The sequence below is a fragment of the Kosakonia sp. BYX6 genome, assembly GCF_038449125.1.
Classification (GTDB): Bacteria; Pseudomonadota; Gammaproteobacteria; order Enterobacterales; family Enterobacteriaceae; genus Kosakonia; species Kosakonia calanthes.
Genome location: NZ_CP151800.1, coordinates 2,110,505 through 2,131,579, shown reverse-complemented (window position 1 = coordinate 2,131,579; position 21,075 = coordinate 2,110,505). Strand labels below are relative to the sequence as shown.

Sequence of the window (21,075 nt, the reverse complement as noted above, 5' to 3'; positions counted from 1 at the left end):
CCTTACCCCATATGAATCTGTTCAGAATCGACTTTAGTGATGGCCTTCGAGGTAATCACCGTGTTTTGCGCGTGCAGGCGCAAGTAATCTTCCGCTTTCACATCGAGTTGCCCGGCGCGGACATGCTCAGTCTGGCGCGTGGTGCGAAATAGTTGCTGGCTGATTTGCGTCATCGTCTGCCAGACCGATTCCGCGCGCTTGCCAACAATGCGCGACAGCGACACCCAGGCGGAGATTTTCTCGCCGCTGTAATTCATGTCGTTGATATGACAATCGCCCTTCGCCGCGTTGATATTCAGCGCTTCACTGCTCAGGCTTAGCGCGCCCTGGCTGGAAATGTGCAGATCGCCTGGCACGCTCAGTTCCGCGCTATGTGGATTGATACGCTCCAGCACGGCAAGCAACCACATTTGGTTGTCAACGGCGCTGATCAGCACGGTATCGCCGGCCTGCGGCGCAATCACGCAGCTGACCGCCCGGCGGCAGTGCCAGCCGCGCCCTTCGCTTTCGACCATCAGGCTGCCGTCATCGAAGCAGTGCGTCACTTGCGCTGAGAATTGCCCGGATGGGATGGCGGCCATAACCAGTTGGTGGTTGATATTGTTCATTGCGGGTCTCCGTAGATTTTGCTGTGGCGTTCGGCGCTCCAGGCTTCCGCCGCCAGTAACTCTTCGTCGTATTCGAGAATGCCTTTGCGATCGGCAAAACGGGCATTGTCCTGCCGGGCGCGGTGAAAACGGGTGCGCGAAAATGCCGCGCCGCGAAAGTCGGCGTCACGCACATCGGCACCAGAAAAATCACCATAAGTGAAATCGCACAGCGTGAAGTCGGCCTGTTGCGCCGTGACCAGTTGCAGAATGCTTTGAAAAAAACGGCTCTGTTTAAAACTCGCCTGATTCAGCGTCGCGCCGACAAAAATCGCCTGATCGAACTGGCTGCTTTGCGCGTTAACGCCGCTCAAATCGGCCTCCATAAACAGCGCTTGTGTGGCGTTGACATTACACAGTTGCGCCTGCTTTAACGAGGCGCCTTTAAAGTTGCACTGCGTCAGCTGCGCACCGGCAAAATCGGCACCATCAAGCTGGTTATCAGTGAACTGGCAGCCAGTAAATTTATGCTGCGCATAGTTTTTCCCTCGCTGGTCACAGTTGAAAAACACCGCGCGCTCAAACTGGCTGCCCTGGAGATCAGCGTCGCGCAGATCGATGCCAAACCAGGTGGTCATCATATTGCGGCAGTTATCCAGCTTTGCGCCTTCAAGCGGGCTTTCGTAAAAGGTCGAGCGTTCCAGCGTCGAGCCGGTAAACACGCTGTTTGCCAACGGGCAGCGCATAAACTGGCTGGAATCGAATGTCGAATGGGAAAAATCGCTGTTCGCCAGATTACAGTCATTGAATACACAGCGGTTCAGCGTCGAATTTCTGGCGTTCAAAGCCTGCATATCGCACTGGTTAAATACCGTTTCTTCCAGTTGCGCCGCCGCCAGCGTGGCCTCGCTTAGCTGGCATTCGGTGAACACTGTTTCTTTCAGATTTACGCCTTGCAGGTTGGCGCCTTGCAGCGACACTTCCTGAAAAATACCGCCGGATAAATCGCAGTTTTGCAAGTCGCAGCCGTCCAGATTGAGCTCAATAATCGCTTCACCGCTTTTGACTTTCTGCTGTAACTCCGCCGCCGTTAATGCGCTCATATCACCTCTCCATCTCGCTTCGGCAAGGTTTTCACCCGTTTGGTATAAGCGCCCTGAAATTGTGTCGCATCACTGGTGATGGATTGCGACAAATCGGCACGAAACAGATTTGCATAGCTCAGATCGGCACCCTCAAGGCGGCTTTTTTGCAACATGGCGCCCATCAGGTTGGCATCGTTGAATCGCACGCCGCGAAAATCAGTGCGGATAAACAAACTGCCGGTAAGCGTGGCGCCACTAAAATCAGCGCCTTCACACTGGGCTTCGCTGAGATCGCTGTTATCCAGTTTCGCCCGCGTAAAACGCGAGCCGGTTAACACCGCCTGACGCAGATTGCTCTGTTTCAGATGCGCGCCGCTGAAATCCGCTCCCGCGAGCGTACCGCCCGATGCAACGGCGCTGGAAATGAGCGTCGCCCCGATGAAAACAGCGCTTTCCAGTTGGCTTTCAACCCAGGAGCAACTGTCCAGTCGCGCATGAGCGAAGACGGCGCTGTGCAGTTCACATTTGATAAAGCTGGTTTTGTTCATTACCCCGTGGCTGAAATCCGGTTGCGGCAGGGTGAGTTCCATGAATACGCAGTTATTGAGCGTCGCGTGCTGGAAAACGCAGTGGCTGAAGCCCGTTTCGCGCAGCAGCAAGTTGTCCATGCGGGCGCGGCTGAAATCGCAGGCTTCGAAGAGTGCGCCGGTCATGTCGGTTTCACTGAACTGCGCCCCCTGGAATTGTGTTTGTTTACATTGCGCCAGTGCCAGGCTGGCATTTTCGAGGCAGCATTCGCGCAGCGACGCATTCTGCAAATCGGCGCGCGCCAGCATCGCCTGCGAAAAATTCGCGCCATCAAGTTGGCAACCGCGGAGATTGGCGCATTCAAGCAATGCGTTGTGAAAATTCGCGCCGCGCAGATCCATACCGGAGAAGTCCGCACCGGTCAGGTCGAGACTGCTGAAATCCCCGCCCTGCGCCATCGTGCGCTCGGCGCGCTGGCGAATGATCAGCGCGATATCACCGGTCAGTTTGATGGCGGGTGGTTGCTGCGCCGCCGACAACAAGTACATCTTGTGGAGCGCTTCGCGGCTTTGCGCCAGCTTCTTCTCACTCATTTCATTGGCGTTGCGCTCCAGCAGCTCCTGCATGCGATGCATCGATTCCGGGCCGCGCGGCCGGTTATCGTCGTTCGCCATTTCCGGGTAGCGCGCTTCCATTTCGGCTTTGCGCGCTTCGGCCTGTTGTTGCATCTCCTGCGCTTTACGCTCCATTTCCTCTATGAATTCCGGCAGATCCTCTAACTTAGGAAGTTCCGGCTCATCACTCTCTTTCAGTAACGCGCTGACGTCACCGCCCTGCTCTTCCAACATGGCGCGGTGCTGCTCTCGCAATTGCAATGCGCGGTTATTCTGGTTATCACGCATCGGACTGTGATTTTCCTGCACTTCGTTATCGATCCACGGCCCGATAACCTCCTCTGGCAGCAGATCTTTTTCGCGAAAGGCAAACAGTGCGCCTTTCTCTTTGTCCAGACGCTGTTTGAGCACTTTGCGATAGTGATTGACCGAGCGCGATGCGCCGGATTTCTCCAGTGCAGGCATCAGTTGCAGCACATCTGCCGCATCGTCTTCATTAATGCGTTGATTACCCTGCCAGATCAGCACCATCTGCTCCAGATGTGGGAAAAACCACACCGTGGTCGCACGTAGGGCGATTTCTTCGAACAGGATCTCATCGCCTCGCTGGCGCTGCATAAAACACCGCGCTTGCCAGGGCGGCAGCGTGCCTTCCTGAAGATGTTTTTGCGGGTGCATATTCCAGATGCGCCAGGCAGCCTGAGGTGGCAGTGAATCTCGCTCTTCCCACCACTGGTCCGGGCTTGCGGCATTAAAAACTCGCCAGTCGATATCTGGCGCGAAGCCGGGGAAATCGTTCTGCAACCAGCGGGCGTCGTAGTTTTTGCCCATACGGCGAAAACGGCGCGGCCAGAGTAAATCCAGCGGGCCGAAGCTGGCGGGTTCGGGTTTTGTGCGCGGTGAAGTCACGCGCTGATTGAGGGCTTCGATATTGGGCAAACGGCGAAATTGCGTGCCGTTGTGGTTTTCCACCACTGCCCCGATGCCGTGCGGGTTTTCCTCAAACCCTTCGCCACCAAACGCGCGGCTCCAGTCGAGACGCATTTGCTCAAAAGGTTGCGGCGCGGTGGATCGCAAACCTGCCCAGTAGCGATCGCCGGTCACCGCCAGCGTTTTGGTGAGGTTCTCGACTTCGATGCGCACCGCGCAGGCGGTTTTGTCCTGATGGTGCTGCGTGTAGGCATAACCTGTAGCGAGGAATTCGGCACGCGCTTTGGGGATGGCCATATCCAGCACACCGCCGCTGGTTTGCAGTTCGTTGGCAGCGAGTTGCCACAGTTCCACTTCGGGTCGTAATTGCGGCGAGGCGCTCATATCAGCGAGCGCCATAACGGAAACACCCAGATGATTTTGGCCCTGCAGGCGAAACGGGCGGTTTAAAACGCTAAGCCGCAGCGGTTTGATAATCTTCATATAACATCCTTAGGAAGATTAAGAGTTGTGTTGGTGTTATGACCCTGACGGGAAGGATTTATTTCTGTGCGTTCAGAAGATTATGTCTGTCTGGATAACAAAGGCCTACCATTATCATCCCTAACAAAAGATATTTTTTGTTTTTTCATTTATTTTAACTTGATATGCATGACCAAATTGCCATGTATCAAGCGTAATAAACATAATGGTTCCATTATGCTTCTCGATTAACCATGGCTTATTTTTGCTTTTACCTTCAATTCTTAACGTCATTTCAACAACAGGATTGTTATTAACAAACACCACATCGGCTTCATGGAAATAATAGTGTCACTCACACCACCGCCTTCTACCAAGAATATTTTCTCGCGCTCTTGTTTGTTATAGTACTTTCAAGACCGTTATCAAGGTTCTCGGTTATTCTGTGGTAACATGGTGCAACACCGTACCTTCAACATCCGTAATACGCCTATCTTTAATATTAACGAAATCATCACCGCGGGTGATAATTTCGTGATTAAGATCACTCTCCAAGTACTAGCGGCTTATCATAAATAGCAATTTTCTTTGGATCCTTTGGATCGTATTTTATCGTTGTACCACTGCCTTCTTTAAAGTGCTCAATTTCTTTAAAGGTTAAGGCTTTCATAGTTGTTGCTTCAATCAACTCTTGCTCTCTGGTCATAAATCGAAGCGTCAATTGATATACTGGTTTATTGCCATCCCAGCTACTTGTTTGAGATGTATAAATAATGTCTGCATTGGCGGCTATTCCATTTTTCAAAACAAAATCTTGTGAAAACCCGTCTTTGAGATAGGGATAGACGTTCGTATATAAAAATCTCGCCATGGGAAATACGCCAAAAACGAGTGCAATGACGATCATCGATATAATAAAAACATTATCCATTCTTTTACCTGCCTTCATAAAAATAAAGTTAACAACTTAGATGACATCGATAATCCGCCAGATTTTACAACCGTCACAATTTTTTTAATCTCCATAGCCTTATTACTATAGCCGAAGGTATTGTGTGAAACAGATACATTACTGTGAGCAAGCGAAACGCCAGTTCGCGAAGCTGAAACACCAGTAATGCTTTCCGATGCGATAGTCATACTGAAGTTGTTACCTACGAAACTTTCTTTATGAGAAGATGCCCGGGATTCCATAAAGGGAACGTCAATGCTTACCTTACTTTTACTTTTTATGGTTATTACATTCGGGCTGTAAATTGTTATCGTTCCTGCATTAACATTTTGTGTCCAATTTCCGCTATTCACATCTACCGTAACACCACCATCGATAGTTTCTACCTTACCGCCAGACACAATTGTTTTCATCTGGCCACTATCATATTTTTCCGTTACCAATTCAGTAACATGGTGTAGCTCCGTACCTTCAATGTCAGTAATGCGCCCACCTTTAACATTAACTACATCGCCGCCGCTGGTAATATTCAGCGTGCGTCCATTCTTAATGGTTTCCGTCTGGCTGTTATTGAAGGTGGTGGTTTCCGCATCATCCACCGTCGTGGTGTGTTTTGCCCGGTAATAAAAAGTACCATCGCCAGTGACGTCATCTTTTTGCTCTTTCAGGATCGTCGTGGTGCGGTTGCCATCAACATTCACTGTCTTGTCATTCTCGACCGACACTTTCATGTCTTTCTCGGAGTGAAGCTCGACGGATTCGCTGCCTGATCGATCTTCAAAAAACAGGTAGCTGGCGTTGTCTTTGCTGCCGTCTTTGCTGCGGGTCATAAAACCCATGCGGGTTGAATCATCGGGCAATGACCACGGCGGCATACTCGCCTCGTTATACACGCGCCCGGTCACCACCGGCCTGTCCGGGTCGCCGTTGATGAAATCGATCACCACTTCGTCCCCGACGCGCGGGATTTGCACCCCGCCGAAACCCTGACCGGCCCACGCGCTGGAGACGCGCACCCAGCACGAACTGGTGTCATCGCCCTTCGCCAGACGGTCCCAGTGAAACTTCACCTTCACCCGGCCGTATTTATCCGTCCAGATACTCTGCCCTTCCGGACCCACCACTTTCGCTGTCTGCGGCCCGTAGGTTTTCGGCCATGCCGTCACTGCCGCCGGGCGGAACACCACTGATGACGGAATAACGGTGAAGTCGATGCGGTGCACCGTTTCACTGTCGCTGCCGCTGGCGTAGCGGTTCTCCTCGAAAAAGTAGTTCGCTTCGGTGGTCAGGTATTCCCCGTTGTCGCTGAGGAACGGGGCGTTATACAGCGCGAAGGTGTGGCCCGGCGCCACGCCGATGGCCGTTGCCGTGGCCTGAATCTGCTGATGCTCCACCTGCCAGCGCTCCTGGCGGATACGCGCGTAATACTCGCCGTGGCCGTGCTCGACAAAACGACCCGGCCAGTCGTAGACATCAATGCTGCCCGGCTGCGGTGAGGAGGGATTCTGGCGGGCCTGGAACAGCCAGGCATTGGGTTTGCGGAAGTCGTAGTCGTCGAGGCTGTAGATGCCCGGTGTCACGCTGTCTTCCGGCGCCCACTGGCTGATGCCTTCCTCGTCGGTGCTGCCGCCGGAGGGAGTCTGATGATAGGGGATGGTTTCGTAGCCGCTGAAGGGCGGGTGTTCGCTGGCGGCATCCGTCAGCACCATAATGTGACGGTCGGCCTCGTGGCGGAAATGGTAAGCGATGCCTTCAAGCTCCATCAGGCGGCTGATGAAGTCCAGGCTCGATTCCTGGTACTGGACGCAGTAGTCCCACACCCGGTAGCTGCCCGTCAGCCTGTCCTCGGTGTTGACCAGGTATTCGCCGAGCAGCGTCTTGACTATCTGCGGAGCCGTCTGCCCCTGGAAGATGCGCAGGTTGCGGTCGCGCTTCATCGGCCAGACATCCGGCTCCACCGTCAGCCGGTACACCGCGTAGCGCGTGCCGGAAAGCTCGGTGGCGCTGACCGCAACGCGGGTGATTTTACCGTTGAGATACCGGCTGCTGCCGGTCAGCCCCTGCGCGGGAATGTTCACCGTCACCGGCTGGCCCAGCAGCTTACTGCGGTCAAGACGCGCATCCGTGCCCAGCACGGTCAGCGCCAGCGTGAACGGCTCCGACAGCGCCTCGCGCCCGGAGAGTTTCCAGAAAAGCAGGCCCTCTACCGGCAGCCTGACCGTGATCCTATCCTGCATGATTCGATCCTTAATAAACCTTTGTCGTGGAAATACGAACCTGATACCGCACAATTATTTCGTACGATGGAATTTAAGACTCTGAATTATTTCCTGATACTGCTTTTGAAAAGACTCACTAAATTCGCCTGGGCAGGTGCCAACATAGCTGACCATTTTTTTGCCCGTAGCAGGATCCACCAGCAGGATAATTGTCTGGCGTTGGTAAATGACATGGTTGTCGTTTTTGAATTGATAAAAAAGCTCAACGGCGGGATTACCATCCACTTCCATCATTTGCGATGACTCAAGATGAAAGTCGGTTAATGTCATCTCCAGCTCACGTATTTTTCTGGCGGCGACCGTGTGGACCTTATCATCGGCTTGTGCACTTGCGCGAGACACGACAAACGTAAATTCACTGCCACCATGATTACTGTGTGTTAATAAATTCATAGTTCTGTCTTTTTAATATGTCGGGCGAGACTAACGTTGTTTTGAAATAAGAAGCCATTGCACCATGCGGCAATGCAAAAATGATACGCGCAGGAAGCGGACCCTCCTGCGCGTTACCGGGCAGTCATGCCCTGGCGGCACAATGACTATTGCGGTTGTGGGTTAATCAGCCAGGTGCCAGGGCTGGCGATAGTAACCGTCTGGCTGCGCGTCTGGCCGTTGCCTTGCAGTACCAGCTCGTAGCGACCCGGTTGTAGCTTCAACGAAGCGAAACCATTAGTGGCAGGCGAAACGGACTGGCTTTCGCCATTAAGCGTCAGCTTTTCACCCTCATTCATACGGATAAATATTTGCGCGACCGCCGCTTGCGTGGCGACTGGCGTCGCATTCTCATTCTGTGCCTGAGCAGGCGTTGCGGATTGCTCAGCCGGCACTTCCTGCTCTCGCTGGCGCGGCGGTTCAGCAGGTGCATTGGACTGCTGCTCCGGCTGAGTGTTGCTGGCTGTCTCTGCCGTTTCATTCCCAGACTCAGAACTGCCACTGAACAACATGCCACCGGCAATCAGCCCGACGATCACGCCAGCCGCCACCAGACCAGGCACTTTGTAACGCTGCCAACCTGCCACTTCCACTTTTTCCGGGGTTTCTTCCACCGGAACCAGCATGGTGCCTGGCTGTTTCACATTCATCACATCATCAATACCTGCGACGGGCATCTCAATCATCGCGGCGAATTCATCCACGGATTGCGGGCGATCTTCCATTTTCAGCGCCAGCGCGCGATCGACAGCCTGCAACAACGACACGGAGTAACCCGGCAGACCGCGCTGCGTCAACGGCACATAGGTGTCCTGAATACTGCGCACCACGCTGACCGGCGGCGGCGAACCGATGATTAAGGTATGCAGCACCGCGCCGAGGGCGTAAATATCGGTCCACGGCCCCTGCTCGCTTTCGTTGTCATCGGTATATTGTTCAATCGGCGCATAGCCAGGGCGAAGCATGGTTTCGGTTTCGTCAGACACCGAACCGATGCTGCGACGCGCCGAACCAAAGTCCAACAGTACTGGCAAGCCATTTTCCTGAATCTGAATATTATCCAGCGAGATGTCGCGGTGGAGATAACCTTCGTCGTGAATAGTTTTGATAGCGCCCAGCAGCATTGGCAGCATACGGCGGATCCACACTTCGTTGATCTGCGCCGGGTTCTTCTCGCGCAGGCGCGAAAGCGTCGTACCGCTGTAAAATACCGTGCCCATATAAGCGGTGTCGTTCTGCACCCAAAAACGCAGCACATGCAACAGGTTCGGATGGTTAAAGCGTGCCAGCAAGCGGGCTTCCTGGATAAAGCTGTTCAGCCCGGCGGTAAACGCTTTGCTGAAACGCTCGCTGCGCAGCACCAGCGTCATGTCGTCGTTGCGGACTGCCAGCGAAGAGGGCATAAATTCTTTAATCGCGATGGTTCGCTCAAGCTGGTGATCCCAGGCGCGATAGACGATGCCAAAACCCCCACCACCGATCACTTCTTTGATTTCGAACTCGTTGAAGCGATATCCCGGTGGCAGCGCGTTCGGTACACTCCGGTTGTTATCGTGATCCGTCATATTGGAAAACTCTCTTGATAATGGCTTTACGCCGCAAACTGACAGTGAAACTCACCCTGCTCAAACGTGACGCGTAAGCGCTTATATTGCTCGTCGCGCGCGCTGGCGTCGAGCAATAGCTGGCTCATTAACGGCAGCAAGGTATTCGTAAGGATGGCGTCCACCATACGGCCGCCCGATTCAACTTCCGTACAGCGCGCAACGATTTGCTCGACCACACTGTCATCCACTTCCGAGACAATGCCGTGGTTATCCGCAAGTCGACGCTGAATGCGTTTAAGCTGCAATCGCACGATCAGCGCCAGCATCTCGTCGCTGAGCGGGTAGTAAGGCACCACCAGCAAACGCCCCAGCAGCGCTGGCGGGAAAACCTGCAACAGCGGCGGGCGCAGCACGTCGCGCAAAGCGTCCGGTTCCGGCATCAAGTCAGGATCCGCGCACATGCCGGTGATCAGTTCGGTGCCGACGTTGGACGTCAAAATGATAATGGTATTGCGAAAATCAATATGGCGGCCTTCGCCGTCTTCCATCCAGCCTTTATCGAACACCTGGAAGAAGATTTCATGCACATCCGGGTGCGCTTTTTCGATTTCATCCAGCAGCACTACGCTGTAAGGACGGCGGCGCACCGCTTCGGTCAACACGCCGCCTTCGCCGTAACCCACGTAGCCCGGCGGCGCGCCTTTCAGCGTGGAGACCGTATGCGCTTCCTGGAACTCGCTCATATTGATGGTGATGACATTCTGCTCGCCGCCGTACAGCGATTCGGCCAGCGCCAGCGCGGTTTCCGTTTTACCCACGCCGGACGGGCCGCAGAGCATAAACACGCCAACCGGTTTGTTTGGATCGTCAAGGCGCGCGCGCGAGGTGCGAACACGTTTGGCGATCAATTCCAGGCCGTGGCGCTGGCCGATAACGCGCTCATTGAGCGTGTCGGCCAATTTCAGCACTGCGTCGATTTCATTTTTCACCATCCGCCCCAGCGGAATGCCGGTCCAGTCGGAAACTACGGCGGCGACCACATTGGCATCCACCGAGGTAAACAGCAGCGGCGCATCGCCCTGCAACGCCCGCAGCGCAGCCTGTTTCTGCGTTAGCGCCTCGCGCAGATCCGCCAGCGTCTCTTCCGGAGAGGTATGCAACTGCGCACGCAGCGCGATAATTTCGTCAACCAGCACCTGCTCCTGCTCCCAGCACTGCGTCAGTTCATCGCGCTGCACGCCGAGTTGTTCCAGCTCAGCCTGTAATTTCACCACGCGTTCGCCATCGCCTACCGCCACTTTTGCTTCGCGATTAGCGATCTCGATTTCCACATCCAGCCCGGCAATACGGTGCAGGCAATCTTCCAGTTGCGGCGGTGGAGAGCTGAGGCTGACCGCCACGCGTGCGCAGGCGGTATCCAGCAGCGCGACGGCTTTGTCCGGTAATTGGCGCGCCGGAATGTAGCGATGCGAAAGTTTTACGGCAGCAACCACCGCTTCATCCAGCAACAGCACGCGGTGATGTTTTTCCAGCGCGGAGACGGTGCTGCGTAGCATCAGCACTGCTTTTTCTTCGTCAGGCTCAGCCACCTGTACGGTCTGGAAACGGCGGGTCAGCGCCGGATCTTTCTCGATGTATTTTTTGTATTCTGCCCAGGTCGTTGCCCCGATGGTGCGCAATTGCCCACGCGCCAGCGCCGGTTTTAGCAAGTTGGCGGCGTCGCCTGTGCCCTGCTGCCCACCGGCACCAATCAGCGTATGGATTTCATCGATAAACAAAATGATCGGCGTCGGGCTGGATTGCACTTCGTTAATCAGTGATTGCAAACGCGCTTCGAACTCGCCTTTCATGCCAGCGCCCGCTTGCAACATACCGATATCGAGCAGCCACAGTTGCACATCAGTCAACGGCTCCGGGACATCGCCCGCCGCAATGCGCAGGGCCAAACCTTCAACAACCGCCGTTTTACCGACGCCCGCTTCACCGGTCAGTAGTGGGTTGTTCTGGCGACGACGCATCAGAATATCGACCATCTGGCGGATCTCTTCGTCGCGCCCGACAACCGGGTCAATTTTCCCGTCACGCGCGCGCGCTGTCAGATCCTGCCCATATTGCGCCAGCGTACCCTGCTGCTGCGGTGCGGTAACGCCGTTGTTGTCGTTCAGCGCCGTGGTCGACTGCTGTGTCTCTTTGCTGTTAGCGAAAATGGTGTCGAAACCGTCCAACAGCGCATCGGCACTGACCCGTTCAAACTGCGGCGAAATGCCTTTCAGGACGTTGGCAAGGCTCCAGGTTTTGAGGATCCCGGCCAGCAGATGGCCGCCACGAATGCGCGTAACGCCAAATTTGAGCGAGCCGTAGACCCAGGCGCGTTCAACGGCCGTATCGATATGTTCCGACAGATCCGACACCGAGCTTGCGCCGCGTGGCAGTTTATCCAGCGCCGCGACGATATCGCGGGTCAGCGCTTCTTCATCCAGGGAAAAGTGACGAATCACCTGTTGCAGGTCGCCGTCCGTCTGTTGCATCAACTGATGCAACCAGTGAACCAGCTCTACATAAGGGTTGCCCCGCAATTTGCAAAACGCAGTGGCGCTTTCCAGCGAGGTGAATAGCAGTGTGTCGAGTTTGCCGAATAATACGGCGCGGCTGATTTCTGACATGAGTTCTTCCGTTATTCATAATTAATTTGCACTTCATCCTTCGAGCCGCCTCTTTGTTGGCTACGCCAGCGCACCCCAGTCATTTACTTCAGTAAGCTCCTGGGGATACACCGGCTTGCCGCCGCGATGCAACTCGAATGATTTGTGCATACGTCAGATAAGGGTCTAAATCGAAGGTCACCCCTCCGGGCTGAAAACCAAATCTCCACGCGCTTCTGGCTGCGGCTGTGCTCCCAACCAGGCGCTATACCCCAGGCGGCTATCGCCACCCAGCGCTGCGCCCGCGACATCTTCGCTGCGCAAAATCACACGCACCGCCCATTGGTACTCGATGCCCAGATACTGGCGCACCCAGTCGCGAAGCGCGATGACATATTTTTCACCCGGCATAAAACGCCGGTAGGTTTCTGCGGGAAGCGGGCCGATGTCGATGCGAAATTTATGGCAAACATCACGAACCGCCTCACCAAGAAAAGCGGACTGCCCAAGACGTGGCGCGTGTCGTCCACCTTGCAGACGCGCACGCTCGCGCGGGCTAAGCGGCATCCATTGCGGGACGTTTTCCACGATGTTTACCGGCACATTGAAGTAACCGCGCAGGATCTTCGCCAACCCTTCCGGATCGCGGCCATTGCGGGTTAAATGCCCTGCGACGGCAAAGCGTGAATGTGCGCTAAGGCTGCCTTTCTCCAGTTGCCCCGGTTGCCCCATGCCAATCAGCGAAGCGATGTATTGTTCGAAGCGGTTGTTGTCCTGCCTGTCGAGCGATACCGTCGGTTGCGCATCCGCCCAGGCGCGATAAAAAAGCATCGTCAGCCGGTGATGAAACACATCCGCGAAGGCGCTCAGGCTGTCATCCTGATGATGATCGATACGCTCACTGGCGTATTCCGTCAGGTGAACCGGCAGCGGGCCGTTGGGGCCAAACAGACCAAAACTCAGGATCGACACATCGTACAGCGACGAGTTCTCACGTTTGCGAACGCCCGCCAGTGTCGAGGGGGCAAAACCCAGCGACGGTTTCTGACCAATACGCAGAGACTCAAAACGCGGCAAGGGCGCGCGTCCCAGCGGATAACGTTCACCGCCGCGCGCGTCTACGCGGCGCAGCAGCGTAAAAAGATCGTAACGCCAAGGAGTTGCCATCACGTTTTGCCAGAAGGCATCCGGCAATGTATTCAGGCGAACAATAGCGGGCGCGCGGGCGAGCGTATCGGTCATATCAGCGCTCGCTTGCCCATGCGCGGCGGCCAGTAGCCGACTTCACCACGCTGTTGGCTTTTCAAGGTGAACTCAGTAAAGCTGTTCATGCCGACCAGACGGGCAAAGACGCGCTCCAGCACGCTGCCAAACAGCCACGGGCTGAAGCCGGAAAACGCCTGTTCGTCAACGGTCAGCGTGATGCCCACGCCGCGAGCAAAAACGATCGGCCCCGGTTCCGGTACGCGGCGGTGCACCGGTTCCAGTACGCACTGGCGAACACCTTCAATTTGACGGGCAACCGGCGCTTCCGCCAGGCGGGTATAAAGCCCGAGCAACTGGCGCAGCGCCGCAGCGCCTTCGCCCTCTTCACCGTCCATCAGGCTGAGATAGTTCATTTGTAACTGGCTGATCAAGCGCCAGGTGCTTAACCCCTCTGCCAGCGCCGGACGTGGCGGCGTCGGCCCTTTGCGCAGTTGTAATGATTTCACCGGCAGCGAATCCGGCATGACAAACTGGCCGATATCCTGTTGCAGCATTAGCGGTAAATCACGGCTGGTGCACAGCACTTCCGCGGTGATGTATCGTAAATCTTCCCGCCACGGCGCATGCTGTTCATCCACCAACGAGGCGAAAACTTCGGAACCGATATAACCCGTGCGCGTGCCGTAACGTTGCGCATGTTCAGATAATGCGCGCTGTTCGCGGCGCACCGAGAAATAGGCGCCGTAGTTGCCCTCATCCTGGCTCCAGCTGTTCCAGAATGGGCGAAATGTCTGTTCGTCGCGCTGACCGTCAACGCTGGCGTGAATTTTGGTAACCGCGTAAATCTCGTAATCAAGCGGGCGGATGTTATCGACCACCAGATGGTATTCGTGCAGGCTGTCGCTCAATTTCTGGCGTTCGGCCACTTTCGGGAACAGGTTGATAACTGGCGTACAGTGCAGCGCCAGGTGGTTTTTATCGACCACCCGTTCCAGTTGCGCATCGGCTTTATCCAGCAGAATGATGATATCGAACGATTTCGCCTCGCCGCTATTCGCCAGCATGGCGCTCAACCCTTGCAGGCTGATAAACAGAAAACGCGCCGGAAACGCGAAATATTCCTGCAACAGGCGGTAACCGTCGAAGTTGCGTAAATCATCCGGAAGCAACGCCTGATCGGCATCGAAACCTTCCTGGCGCAGCGCGTCATCGCCCAGCACATGCACCGCCGAGTTCTGCCCGTTCGCCTGGCACACGATGCCAACCTGGTGGCCCATCAACAGTTCCAGCAGTTTTAATGCCTGCATATCCGGGCCACTAAGGAACAGTTCGAGGCGGTCAAAATCGAGATGGCTGAGATTCACCGGGCCATCGCAACTCAGGCGAATGCGTAATGCGCTCTGCGCGCCGCGCTGGCTTAAACCCACCTGCGCCAACGGCAAATCAGCGGGAACGCCACCCAGTTCAACCTGGCTAATTTTCAGCGGCAGCAGCGTGACATCATGCGCCGTGGTGTAACTGCAAGTGACGCCGTTCTTTTTCATCACCTGGCTGTCCATCATGGTGCCGCGCGGGACCACGAAACCATTGCTCAGATCGCCTTTGGCGCTGTCCGGTTGCAGTTCGGCAATCGCCATGGAAGGCGTCGGTGCCAGGTAGTTGGGCGCGACCATTTCCAGTAGACGCTGGGAAAAGCGGGGAAACTCGGCGTCCATTTTTAATTGCACGCGCGAGGTCAGAAAAGCGAAACCTTCCATCAGGCGTTCGACATAAGGGTCGGAGACGTCCATACCGCGCATGCCCAGGCGCCCGGCCACTTTGGGGTAACGCCCGGCGAACTCCTGTCCCATTTCACGCAGCCAGGCCAGTTCGCGGTTGTAGTATTCCAGTAATTTGCTGTCCATCGTTACCCCGCGTCTTTCAACTCGAAATGCCCGTTTTCAAGATCCACATCAGTGCGGAACAGGAACTCCAGCGGATACGGCACGCACCACAGGCGGCCTTTGATTTCAATCGTTAAGACGTTATGCAGGTCCAGCGACTGGGTATCGGAGATGCAACGTACCTGCAATCCCTGCGGCAAAATGCGCGGTTCAAAGTGCAAAATCGCGTCGGTCAGTTTGCGTTGAATATCCTGCCATTCAATATCGGACATGCGCTTGCCTGCCAGCGGGGAAACACCAAAGTTCACCACCGAGCGGCGTACCTGATCAAACCTGGAGAGATCCTGCTGCGCTTCATTGTTGATGGTGTTAAACAGCCATTGCAGATCGCGCAGAATTTGGCGGCGCAGCGCCGAATGCGAAACCAGATTGCTGTTCAGCGGCTCCTGCACTTTGTCCGGCGCGTCATCGGTCAGACGATCAAGCAGCGAAGGCTGCATCTTATCGCGCGCGCCGACGGTCTCTTTCCCGCGCCGCGAGCGCCAACCGCTGCGCAACAGGTCGTTATCATCACCTTGCGCAGAGCTACTCATGCACGGCTTCCACGTTGAAACTCAATGTTGCCAGGTCGAGCAGGGAATATTCAGCGCTGTCATTGAGCCAGACTTTTTGCCCCTGCCCGAGGTAATGCGGCGCATCACCCGGTAACTGCTGCCACTCGGTAACGCGACAGAGTTTGAAACGGTCATCAACATTGACATCCAGCGGATAGCGCGCCGGGATTTGGCACACCTGCTCGCTGCCGTCTTGCAGGCGCACCAGCGTGTGTCGCCATACCAGGTCGGTAACGCTGGCCGGTGGCTGAAATTGCATGGCGGAAATAGCGCTGAATGGCAGCCAGAAATAGCGGCCGTTGACGATCGCTTCACACACCGGGCCAAATCGGCAATCGCCATCCATCAACCAGTCGAATGTTACTGTCTGGCCGTCCTGCGTGGTGAGTTGCCCAGGATTAGCGTCCGCCATTTCCAGTGCCGTTTCACGATGATCGTTCGCCTCCGTTGCTTGCGGATCTAGTGCGCTGACCATCGCCGCCAGCCACGGCCATTGCTCGTCTGGCGTAACCGGGCGCGCGCGCCCTGCCATCACCTCGGCGCGCTGGCGTTCACCTTCAATAGCCTGTTCCAGTAACGTTACTGTCGGCTGCGCCTGAGGTTTTAAAGCCTGCCAGCTTTTAAGCTGCGCCAGCGCACGCGGCCAGTTGCCGTCCAGACAAAGCAATTGCGCAAACGCGGCGCGCAAATCAGCATCACCCGGCTGGGTGCGAATGCGGCTTTCCAGCTGCGCCAAGCTGTCCTGCAAGGACTCGCCCGCCAGTTGTTGAAACAACATGTTCATAGCCGCTCCTTAGTTGACGGTTTTGTACGCCCCAACGGCAGGGTCGCGCAACTGCGGGTGCAGCGAATCGATCAGCAAAATATTCAGGCGCGTGCCTGGCTCAAACCACGGCGTCCAGACTTTGCGCACTTCATCGAGGCGGGCCTGCAAACGCGCGTCATCACTGGCGACTTCACGGGAAATTTCCACGGCAACGGTGCCGTTGGCTTGCCAGCCATTCAGGCTGTTAACGTAAGGCAGGATCATCCAGCTCTGCGCCAGGCTACCTTCGCTGGCTACCATGCGTTCGTTATTGACGGTGGTGATCAACAGACGGTCGGCATCCACTTTGTCGCTCAGGCCGCTTACCGGGAAGCCATGAACAAAGGTCATGGTGATTTTCTTTTCGCTGCCATTGCTGACCTGGGTAATGTCGTTGCGCCCGTTCAGCCAGCCGCCTTTTTCACATTTGCCGTCTTCTTTAGCGGGGATAAACAACGCCGGAGCACTGGCACCGCCCTGCCAGAAAGTGCGCAGATGGCAACCATCCTGCAAGGTGAATTCCTGCCATGGCGCGCGGTTGGCCGGTGGGGAGAGATCTTCAGCGCGACCGACAGGCTGCGGAAAGGCGTTAGTTTGTGCTGCCGTTGCGCCGTTTGAGGTCACGACCGGCTGCCACTCTTTGGCTTTATCCGCCGTCCCTTCGGCAAGCGTTGTGCCTTGCGGGTCGGTTAATTTCCAGTGCACCTGCGTCAGGGTGCCACACTGGTTTTCCAGCAGCGCGCCCAGGCGCGGCAGGAAGTTGTTCAATACCGATGGCTTTTTGTCACCCCCGGCGACAATACGCAGCGGCAATGTTTTTGCGCACCAGCTTTTCGGTGTGTTATCCGCGACGTTATCGATCCAGACATCCAGTTTTTGCGAAGGCGATTGCACGATGCGGAAGTTTTCTGCCTGCGCGCCGCCGCACACTGCAAGTAGGGCCAAACCCGATAGCCAAAGTTTCATAAAAGTCCTTGTATGCTGTATCAATCACGAAGAGGGAAAAACTGAGCGGCTTCAGAGAGCGTGTGCAAAAGCGTGGTCTCTTGAGGCGTGCCCATCCACACCGCTACGGCGCTATAGTTATCCTGCTGGGTTTGCGCCCCGACACCGTTTTTCAGCAGGATTTGATTCATTAATGTCAGCCACTCATCCGGCGTATTCACCATATGTAGCGACTGTTGCATCTGTTCTTCGCTGACGCCATGCCAGAAACCATCCGTACATAACAAAAAGGCGTCGCCATCTTCAATCGGCACCACATCGCTATAGCTGGGTTCGCGTTCATCTTCCCCCAGGCCAAGTGCGAAATAGAGCAAGTTACCGTTGATGCCTTCCACCTGATGCCCGGCATCTTTCATCTGCTGAACCAGGCTGTGATCGGTGGTCACATGGTACAGCCAGCCGCGACGAAAGAGATACAAGCGGCTGTCCCCGGCGTGCGCCCAGTAAGCTAACTGATAATCCCGGTCGATGAACAGGCTGACCATGGTGGTGCCCATGCGGTGATAATCCTGCACCGCTTTCTGCTCTTTACGAATGGCGCTATTCGCACCATTGACATACTGGCGAATGTACTGGGCATTCAGGTGTTCATCGCCGTCGAACTCGGTAATGATGGCGTTTCGCGCAAGCTCGGCAGCTACGTCCCCGCCGGGTAAACCGGCGATACCGTCGCAGACCACAAAGCAGGCGGCACGCTCGCCGATGGTTTCTCCGGTCTGATCCTGATTACTGGCACGCTCGCCTTGTCTTGATATTGAGGCGGTGCTGATATTCATTCTTCCGATCCGCTTTGTGAGTCTTTGTATTGGTTCACTTCCATGTCGTAAGCGTGGAGGAACGCTTCGCCGAACAGCGTGTGGAAGTCATCGTCAATCTCACCGGCGGTTTGTGCATAGGTACGCACATAGTAATCCCACAGCGCGGCTTTGCGGTTAGAGAGCACACCGAGCCGCGCGGTGGCGCCATCACGTTTAGCGTCATCTTCCAGTTGTTCCGGGTTAAAGGATTGCAGCATCGCGGCGATGATGGCGCGAATACCGGAAATCATCCCTAACTGGTGAGCCTGCAAATCGATCAGCGCATCGCGCACAGATTTTTTCGGCGGCATAAAGCCCGGCATGCGGTTACCGAACATCTGCATCAACACGGTTTTACCGGAAGGCAGCAGCTTGAACGGGTTGTTGGCATCGTCCAGCACCATGGTCATATCCGCTTTTACACCGCGTTTCAAAATAGAACGCGAAGATAACAGCGCGACGGTGCCCTGCGAAAACATGCTGAGCATCTGGCCGAACTGGCGCATGTTCTCTTTATCGAACTGCGGCACCGGCTGCATGTCGCCAAGCCCCATGCCTTCGAGCAGCGCATCAAGCAATTCACCTTTCAGCACGTCGCCACTGTCGCCAGTACTGGATGACGGGGCACTTTTCGCGCCGTTGCTCTGTACCGGATCGATACGCAGACGACCTTTTGGCGTTTGCGCGGCGCTGCGCTGCACCGCCTGCGGCGTCGGCAGCGTAATGCCCGCGTAATCTTGCGGCTCTTCCGGCGCGGTAATCTGTTCTTCGTCGGCAAACAGCGGCGTACCGCTCAAATCTTCCGGGCGCAGCTCGGTAATGATCGGCTGCGGCGGCTGCGGTTCCACGGCGTTCAGGTCAGTGATAATAGGTTGTGGCACTGGCTCTTCTTTTTTGGCAGGTGCGATTTCATCGGCATGGGCCAGCGGTACGGCGCCGCTGAGCAAGCCGAGCGGATCATCGCTACGCGCTTGCGGCGCGCTGCCATTACCGCCAAACAGGGCCAGCGGATCGAGTTCGTCCGCCTCTGGCGTTTGCTGCTTCGGCGCAGGCTCTACCGGCGGCACCAGCGTAGACGGTGTTGCATCGTTAAAGATGCTGTCGTTTTTGAAGAGTTGTTCATCGTTGAACAATTGGTCTGAAGCGAGGGATTTTGGCGCAACCAGCGGCTCATTGTTATTCAGTAATGAGAGCGGATCTTCCGGATTACGTTCCGGCTCGTTTGGTGCGGCAAAAGGATTGAGATTCTGCGATTCCGGCGATTTTGCGCGGCTGCTGGAGATGCTGTCGGAGATGGAAAATTCCTGCATCAGGCTGTCCCAAATTTCGGTTGGAACGGATGCGGGAGCACTTTCTGGTGCGTTTTTCTGTGCCGGTGCTGGCGCAGATTTTGCCACCGGTGCTTGTGCGGGTTTCGGATACATCTCCTCCGCCATGCGGCTTACTGGCTGCGTATCCTGAATTAAGTCGGTCACTTCGATGCGGTATTCATCAATGGTGAGGATATCCCCGTCCTGAAGTTCAACCTGACGCCCACGTTCAAGGGGAATATCATTTAGCACCACGCGGGTGACGTTGCCACGATTGGTGACGCGACATTCACCATTTCCGGAAATATGGACAATGGCTTGCAGGCGAGAAATGGAGCGGTCATTGTCCGGCAGCACCAAATTGTTATCAGTGCCGCGGCCAATGGTGCCGCCCGGAGGGTAAAAGTCGCAGCGGCTTTGCGGCGGCTGATGACCGGGTTTACTGGTAATAATAGTGAATCGCATCGCGTATTCCTGCTGGAGTTATGTGCACTCAAACGGTGCCGTTTTTTGTAAAGCGGCTGCGTTTGACTACGTAGGCATTTTTATTGGGTTTCAAAGACCGGTGCGGTTGCGTCGGATCCAACGTTTTCATGTTTTACCGGATTATCTCCCCCGTTCAAATACCCGATTCCATATTGATTTTTACACTGCTGATAAGTCACCAAAACGATAGAGGTTCTGTCGAACCGGTACGGGAAGGATTAGCGATCCCTTGCGGGATCGCTCTTCATACTTATGCTTCTTTGTTTTCTTTGATGTTCCAGCCAGCACTGGTTTCAGCACCTTTACCGCCGGAAGTGGACTGCTCCCAGTACTGCTGTTTCACTTTCGCAGCCTGGAATGCATAGGTCACGCCTACGGTGTCGCCGTTATCAGCACCGGTGTACTGAACGGAGGTCACCAGCACGTCTTCCAGCGTGATGCGCGCATATTCAACCTGTTGGCCGCCTGCTTTGCAGACAGACAGTTCAACTTTGGTCAGATGCTTGCCGCTGGAGCAGTGCTTCAGGATAGCCGTCGTGGATTTATCAATGAGTGCGTTAACATGCAGGTCGTTGAAATTGACTTTACCGGCACCGCCGCCACCGCCAACACTCATGTTTCCGGGTTGTGAAGCCCCCCAGGAAAAAGATGTGATATCAGTCCAGCCGGTGTGGTTAGAGTCTTTAGATTCACCCGTAACTCCATCGACCTTCAGAAACATATCAATAGCCATAATATTTACTCTTCGTTAATGATAAATATTGCTTTCGAAAAAGCGCTTATATGACAAATGGGTAAGCATGGGGCCGAATAAAACCATCCATATTTTACCTCTGCCTCTTTTCTTTCTGAAAAGATGCTCATCTTTTCAGAAATTCTTCTCTCGATATGAAAGAAAGAATTCATCAAAT

16 protein-coding genes are annotated in these 21,075 nt (G+C 55.2%); all 16 read right to left on the bottom strand.

The features are described from left to right. Positions 1 to 2: 2 nt before the first annotated feature. The 16 genes from AAEY27_RS10030 to AAEY27_RS09955 all read right to left on the bottom strand — a co-directional run bounded on the left by AAEY27_RS10030 (position 3) and on the right by AAEY27_RS09955 (position 20,897). Entirely contained in the window at positions 3 to 608 is a 606-nt protein-coding gene (locus AAEY27_RS10030; RefSeq protein WP_342325074.1) for a DUF3540 domain-containing protein, read from the bottom strand. Continuing rightward, positions 605 to 1,690, bottom strand: coding sequence for a pentapeptide repeat-containing protein (locus AAEY27_RS10025; protein WP_342325073.1), 1,086 nt, complete (start codon positions 1,688 to 1,690; stop codon positions 605 to 607). Before AAEY27_RS10025 ends, AAEY27_RS10030 begins: the two co-directional genes overlap by 4 nt. After that, positions 1,687 to 4,227: a DUF2169 domain-containing protein gene (locus tag AAEY27_RS10020; protein ID WP_342325071.1), complete on the bottom strand. Its 2,541-nt coding sequence runs from the start codon at positions 4,225 to 4,227 to the stop codon at positions 1,687 to 1,689. The genes AAEY27_RS10025 and AAEY27_RS10020 overlap by 4 nt, the downstream gene beginning before the upstream one ends. Before the next feature lie 523 nt (positions 4,228 to 4,750). Further along, a complete protein-coding gene (locus AAEY27_RS10015; RefSeq protein ID WP_342325069.1) occupies positions 4,751 to 5,137 on the bottom strand; it encodes a DUF3592 domain-containing protein in 387 nt (128 codons plus the stop codon). 14 nt (positions 5,138 to 5,151) lie between these two features. Then, a complete protein-coding gene (locus AAEY27_RS10010) occupies positions 5,152 to 7,395 on the bottom strand; it encodes a type VI secretion system Vgr family protein (protein ID WP_342325068.1) in 2,244 nt (747 codons plus the stop codon). A gap of 54 nt (positions 7,396 to 7,449) precedes the next feature. Further along, positions 7,450 to 7,830 (bottom strand): DcrB-related protein, encoded by a 381-nt coding sequence (locus AAEY27_RS10005; RefSeq protein WP_342325066.1) that lies wholly within the window; start codon positions 7,828 to 7,830, stop codon positions 7,450 to 7,452. A 146-nt stretch (positions 7,831 to 7,976) separates the two neighbouring features. Beyond that, on the bottom strand, positions 7,977 to 9,434 hold the full coding sequence (locus AAEY27_RS10000) for a serine/threonine protein kinase (RefSeq protein WP_342325064.1): 1,458 nt from the start codon (positions 9,432 to 9,434) through the stop codon (positions 7,977 to 7,979). A gap of 26 nt (positions 9,435 to 9,460) precedes the next feature. Then, complete coding sequence (tssH, locus tag AAEY27_RS09995) at positions 9,461 to 12,079, bottom strand: type VI secretion system ATPase TssH (RefSeq protein ID WP_342325062.1); 2,619 nt, start codon at positions 12,077 to 12,079, stop codon at positions 9,461 to 9,463. A 177-nt stretch (positions 12,080 to 12,256) separates the two neighbouring features. Then, positions 12,257 to 13,300: a type VI secretion system baseplate subunit TssG gene (tssG, locus tag AAEY27_RS09990; protein WP_342325060.1), complete on the bottom strand. Its 1,044-nt coding sequence runs from the start codon at positions 13,298 to 13,300 to the stop codon at positions 12,257 to 12,259. Next, positions 13,297 to 15,168 carry a type VI secretion system baseplate subunit TssF gene (gene tssF / locus AAEY27_RS09985; protein ID WP_342325059.1) on the bottom strand — a complete coding sequence of 624 codons (1,872 nt, stop codon included), beginning with the start codon at positions 15,166 to 15,168 and terminating at the stop codon, positions 13,297 to 13,299. The genes tssG and tssF overlap by 4 nt, the downstream gene beginning before the upstream one ends. A gap of 2 nt (positions 15,169 to 15,170) precedes the next feature. Next, positions 15,171 to 15,740 carry a type VI secretion system baseplate subunit TssE gene (gene tssE, locus AAEY27_RS09980; protein WP_342325058.1) on the bottom strand — a complete coding sequence of 190 codons (570 nt, stop codon included), beginning with the start codon at positions 15,738 to 15,740 and terminating at the stop codon, positions 15,171 to 15,173. Next, positions 15,733 to 16,545, bottom strand: a complete 813-nt coding sequence (locus AAEY27_RS09975) for a type VI secretion system accessory protein TagJ (protein ID WP_342325056.1) — start codon at positions 16,543 to 16,545, stop codon at positions 15,733 to 15,735. Before AAEY27_RS09975 ends, tssE begins: the two co-directional genes overlap by 8 nt. A 9-nt stretch (positions 16,546 to 16,554) precedes the next feature. Continuing rightward, positions 16,555 to 17,532: a hypothetical protein gene (locus tag AAEY27_RS09970; protein ID WP_342325054.1), complete on the bottom strand. Its 978-nt coding sequence runs from the start codon at positions 17,530 to 17,532 to the stop codon at positions 16,555 to 16,557. Between the two features lie 20 nt (positions 17,533 to 17,552). Next, positions 17,553 to 18,347 (bottom strand): PP2C family protein-serine/threonine phosphatase, encoded by a 795-nt coding sequence (locus AAEY27_RS09965; protein WP_342325052.1) that lies wholly within the window; start codon positions 18,345 to 18,347, stop codon positions 17,553 to 17,555. Next, positions 18,344 to 20,143, bottom strand: coding sequence for a type VI secretion system-associated FHA domain protein TagH (gene tagH, locus AAEY27_RS09960; RefSeq protein ID WP_342325050.1), 1,800 nt, complete (start codon positions 20,141 to 20,143; stop codon positions 18,344 to 18,346). Before tagH ends, AAEY27_RS09965 begins: the two co-directional genes overlap by 4 nt. A gap of 271 nt (positions 20,144 to 20,414) precedes the next feature. Then, complete coding sequence (locus AAEY27_RS09955; RefSeq protein ID WP_342325048.1) at positions 20,415 to 20,897, bottom strand: Hcp family type VI secretion system effector; 483 nt, start codon at positions 20,895 to 20,897, stop codon at positions 20,415 to 20,417. Positions 20,898 to 21,075 lie beyond the last annotated feature (178 nt).

What these genes read in the sequence shown, in the direction of transcription:
- AAEY27_RS10030 (WP_342325074.1), bottom strand. Translation starts at nt 608, where the DNA reads ATGAACAATATCAACCACCAACTGGTTATGGCCGCCATCCCATCCGGG.
- AAEY27_RS10025 (WP_342325073.1), bottom strand. Translation starts at nt 1,690, where the DNA reads ATGAGCGCATTAACGGCGGCGGAGTTACAGCAGAAAGTCAAAAGCGGT.
- AAEY27_RS10020 (WP_342325071.1), bottom strand. Translation starts at nt 4,227, where the DNA reads ATGAAGATTATCAAACCGCTGCGGCTTAGCGTTTTAAACCGCCCGTTT.
- AAEY27_RS10015 (WP_342325069.1), bottom strand. Translation starts at nt 5,137, where the DNA reads ATGGATAATGTTTTTATTATATCGATGATCGTCATTGCACTCGTTTTT.
- AAEY27_RS10010 (WP_342325068.1), bottom strand. Translation starts at nt 7,395, where the DNA reads ATGCAGGATAGGATCACGGTCAGGCTGCCGGTAGAGGGCCTGCTTTTC.
- AAEY27_RS10005 (WP_342325066.1), bottom strand. Translation starts at nt 7,830, where the DNA reads ATGAATTTATTAACACACAGTAATCATGGTGGCAGTGAATTTACGTTT.
- AAEY27_RS10000 (WP_342325064.1), bottom strand. Translation starts at nt 9,434, where the DNA reads ATGACGGATCACGATAACAACCGGAGTGTACCGAACGCGCTGCCACCG.
- tssH (WP_342325062.1), bottom strand. Translation starts at nt 12,079, where the DNA reads ATGTCAGAAATCAGCCGCGCCGTATTATTCGGCAAACTCGACACACTG.
- tssG (WP_342325060.1), bottom strand. Translation starts at nt 13,300, where the DNA reads ATGACCGATACGCTCGCCCGCGCGCCCGCTATTGTTCGCCTGAATACA.
- tssF (WP_342325059.1), bottom strand. Translation starts at nt 15,168, where the DNA reads ATGGACAGCAAATTACTGGAATACTACAACCGCGAACTGGCCTGGCTG.
- tssE (WP_342325058.1), bottom strand. Translation starts at nt 15,740, where the DNA reads ATGAGTAGCTCTGCGCAAGGTGATGATAACGACCTGTTGCGCAGCGGT.
- AAEY27_RS09975 (WP_342325056.1), bottom strand. Translation starts at nt 16,545, where the DNA reads ATGAACATGTTGTTTCAACAACTGGCGGGCGAGTCCTTGCAGGACAGC.
- AAEY27_RS09970 (WP_342325054.1), bottom strand. Translation starts at nt 17,532, where the DNA reads ATGAAACTTTGGCTATCGGGTTTGGCCCTACTTGCAGTGTGCGGCGGC.
- AAEY27_RS09965 (WP_342325052.1), bottom strand. Translation starts at nt 18,347, where the DNA reads ATGAATATCAGCACCGCCTCAATATCAAGACAAGGCGAGCGTGCCAGT.
- tagH (WP_342325050.1), bottom strand. Translation starts at nt 20,143, where the DNA reads ATGCGATTCACTATTATTACCAGTAAACCCGGTCATCAGCCGCCGCAA.
- AAEY27_RS09955 (WP_342325048.1), bottom strand. Translation starts at nt 20,897, where the DNA reads ATGGCTATTGATATGTTTCTGAAGGTCGATGGAGTTACGGGTGAATCT.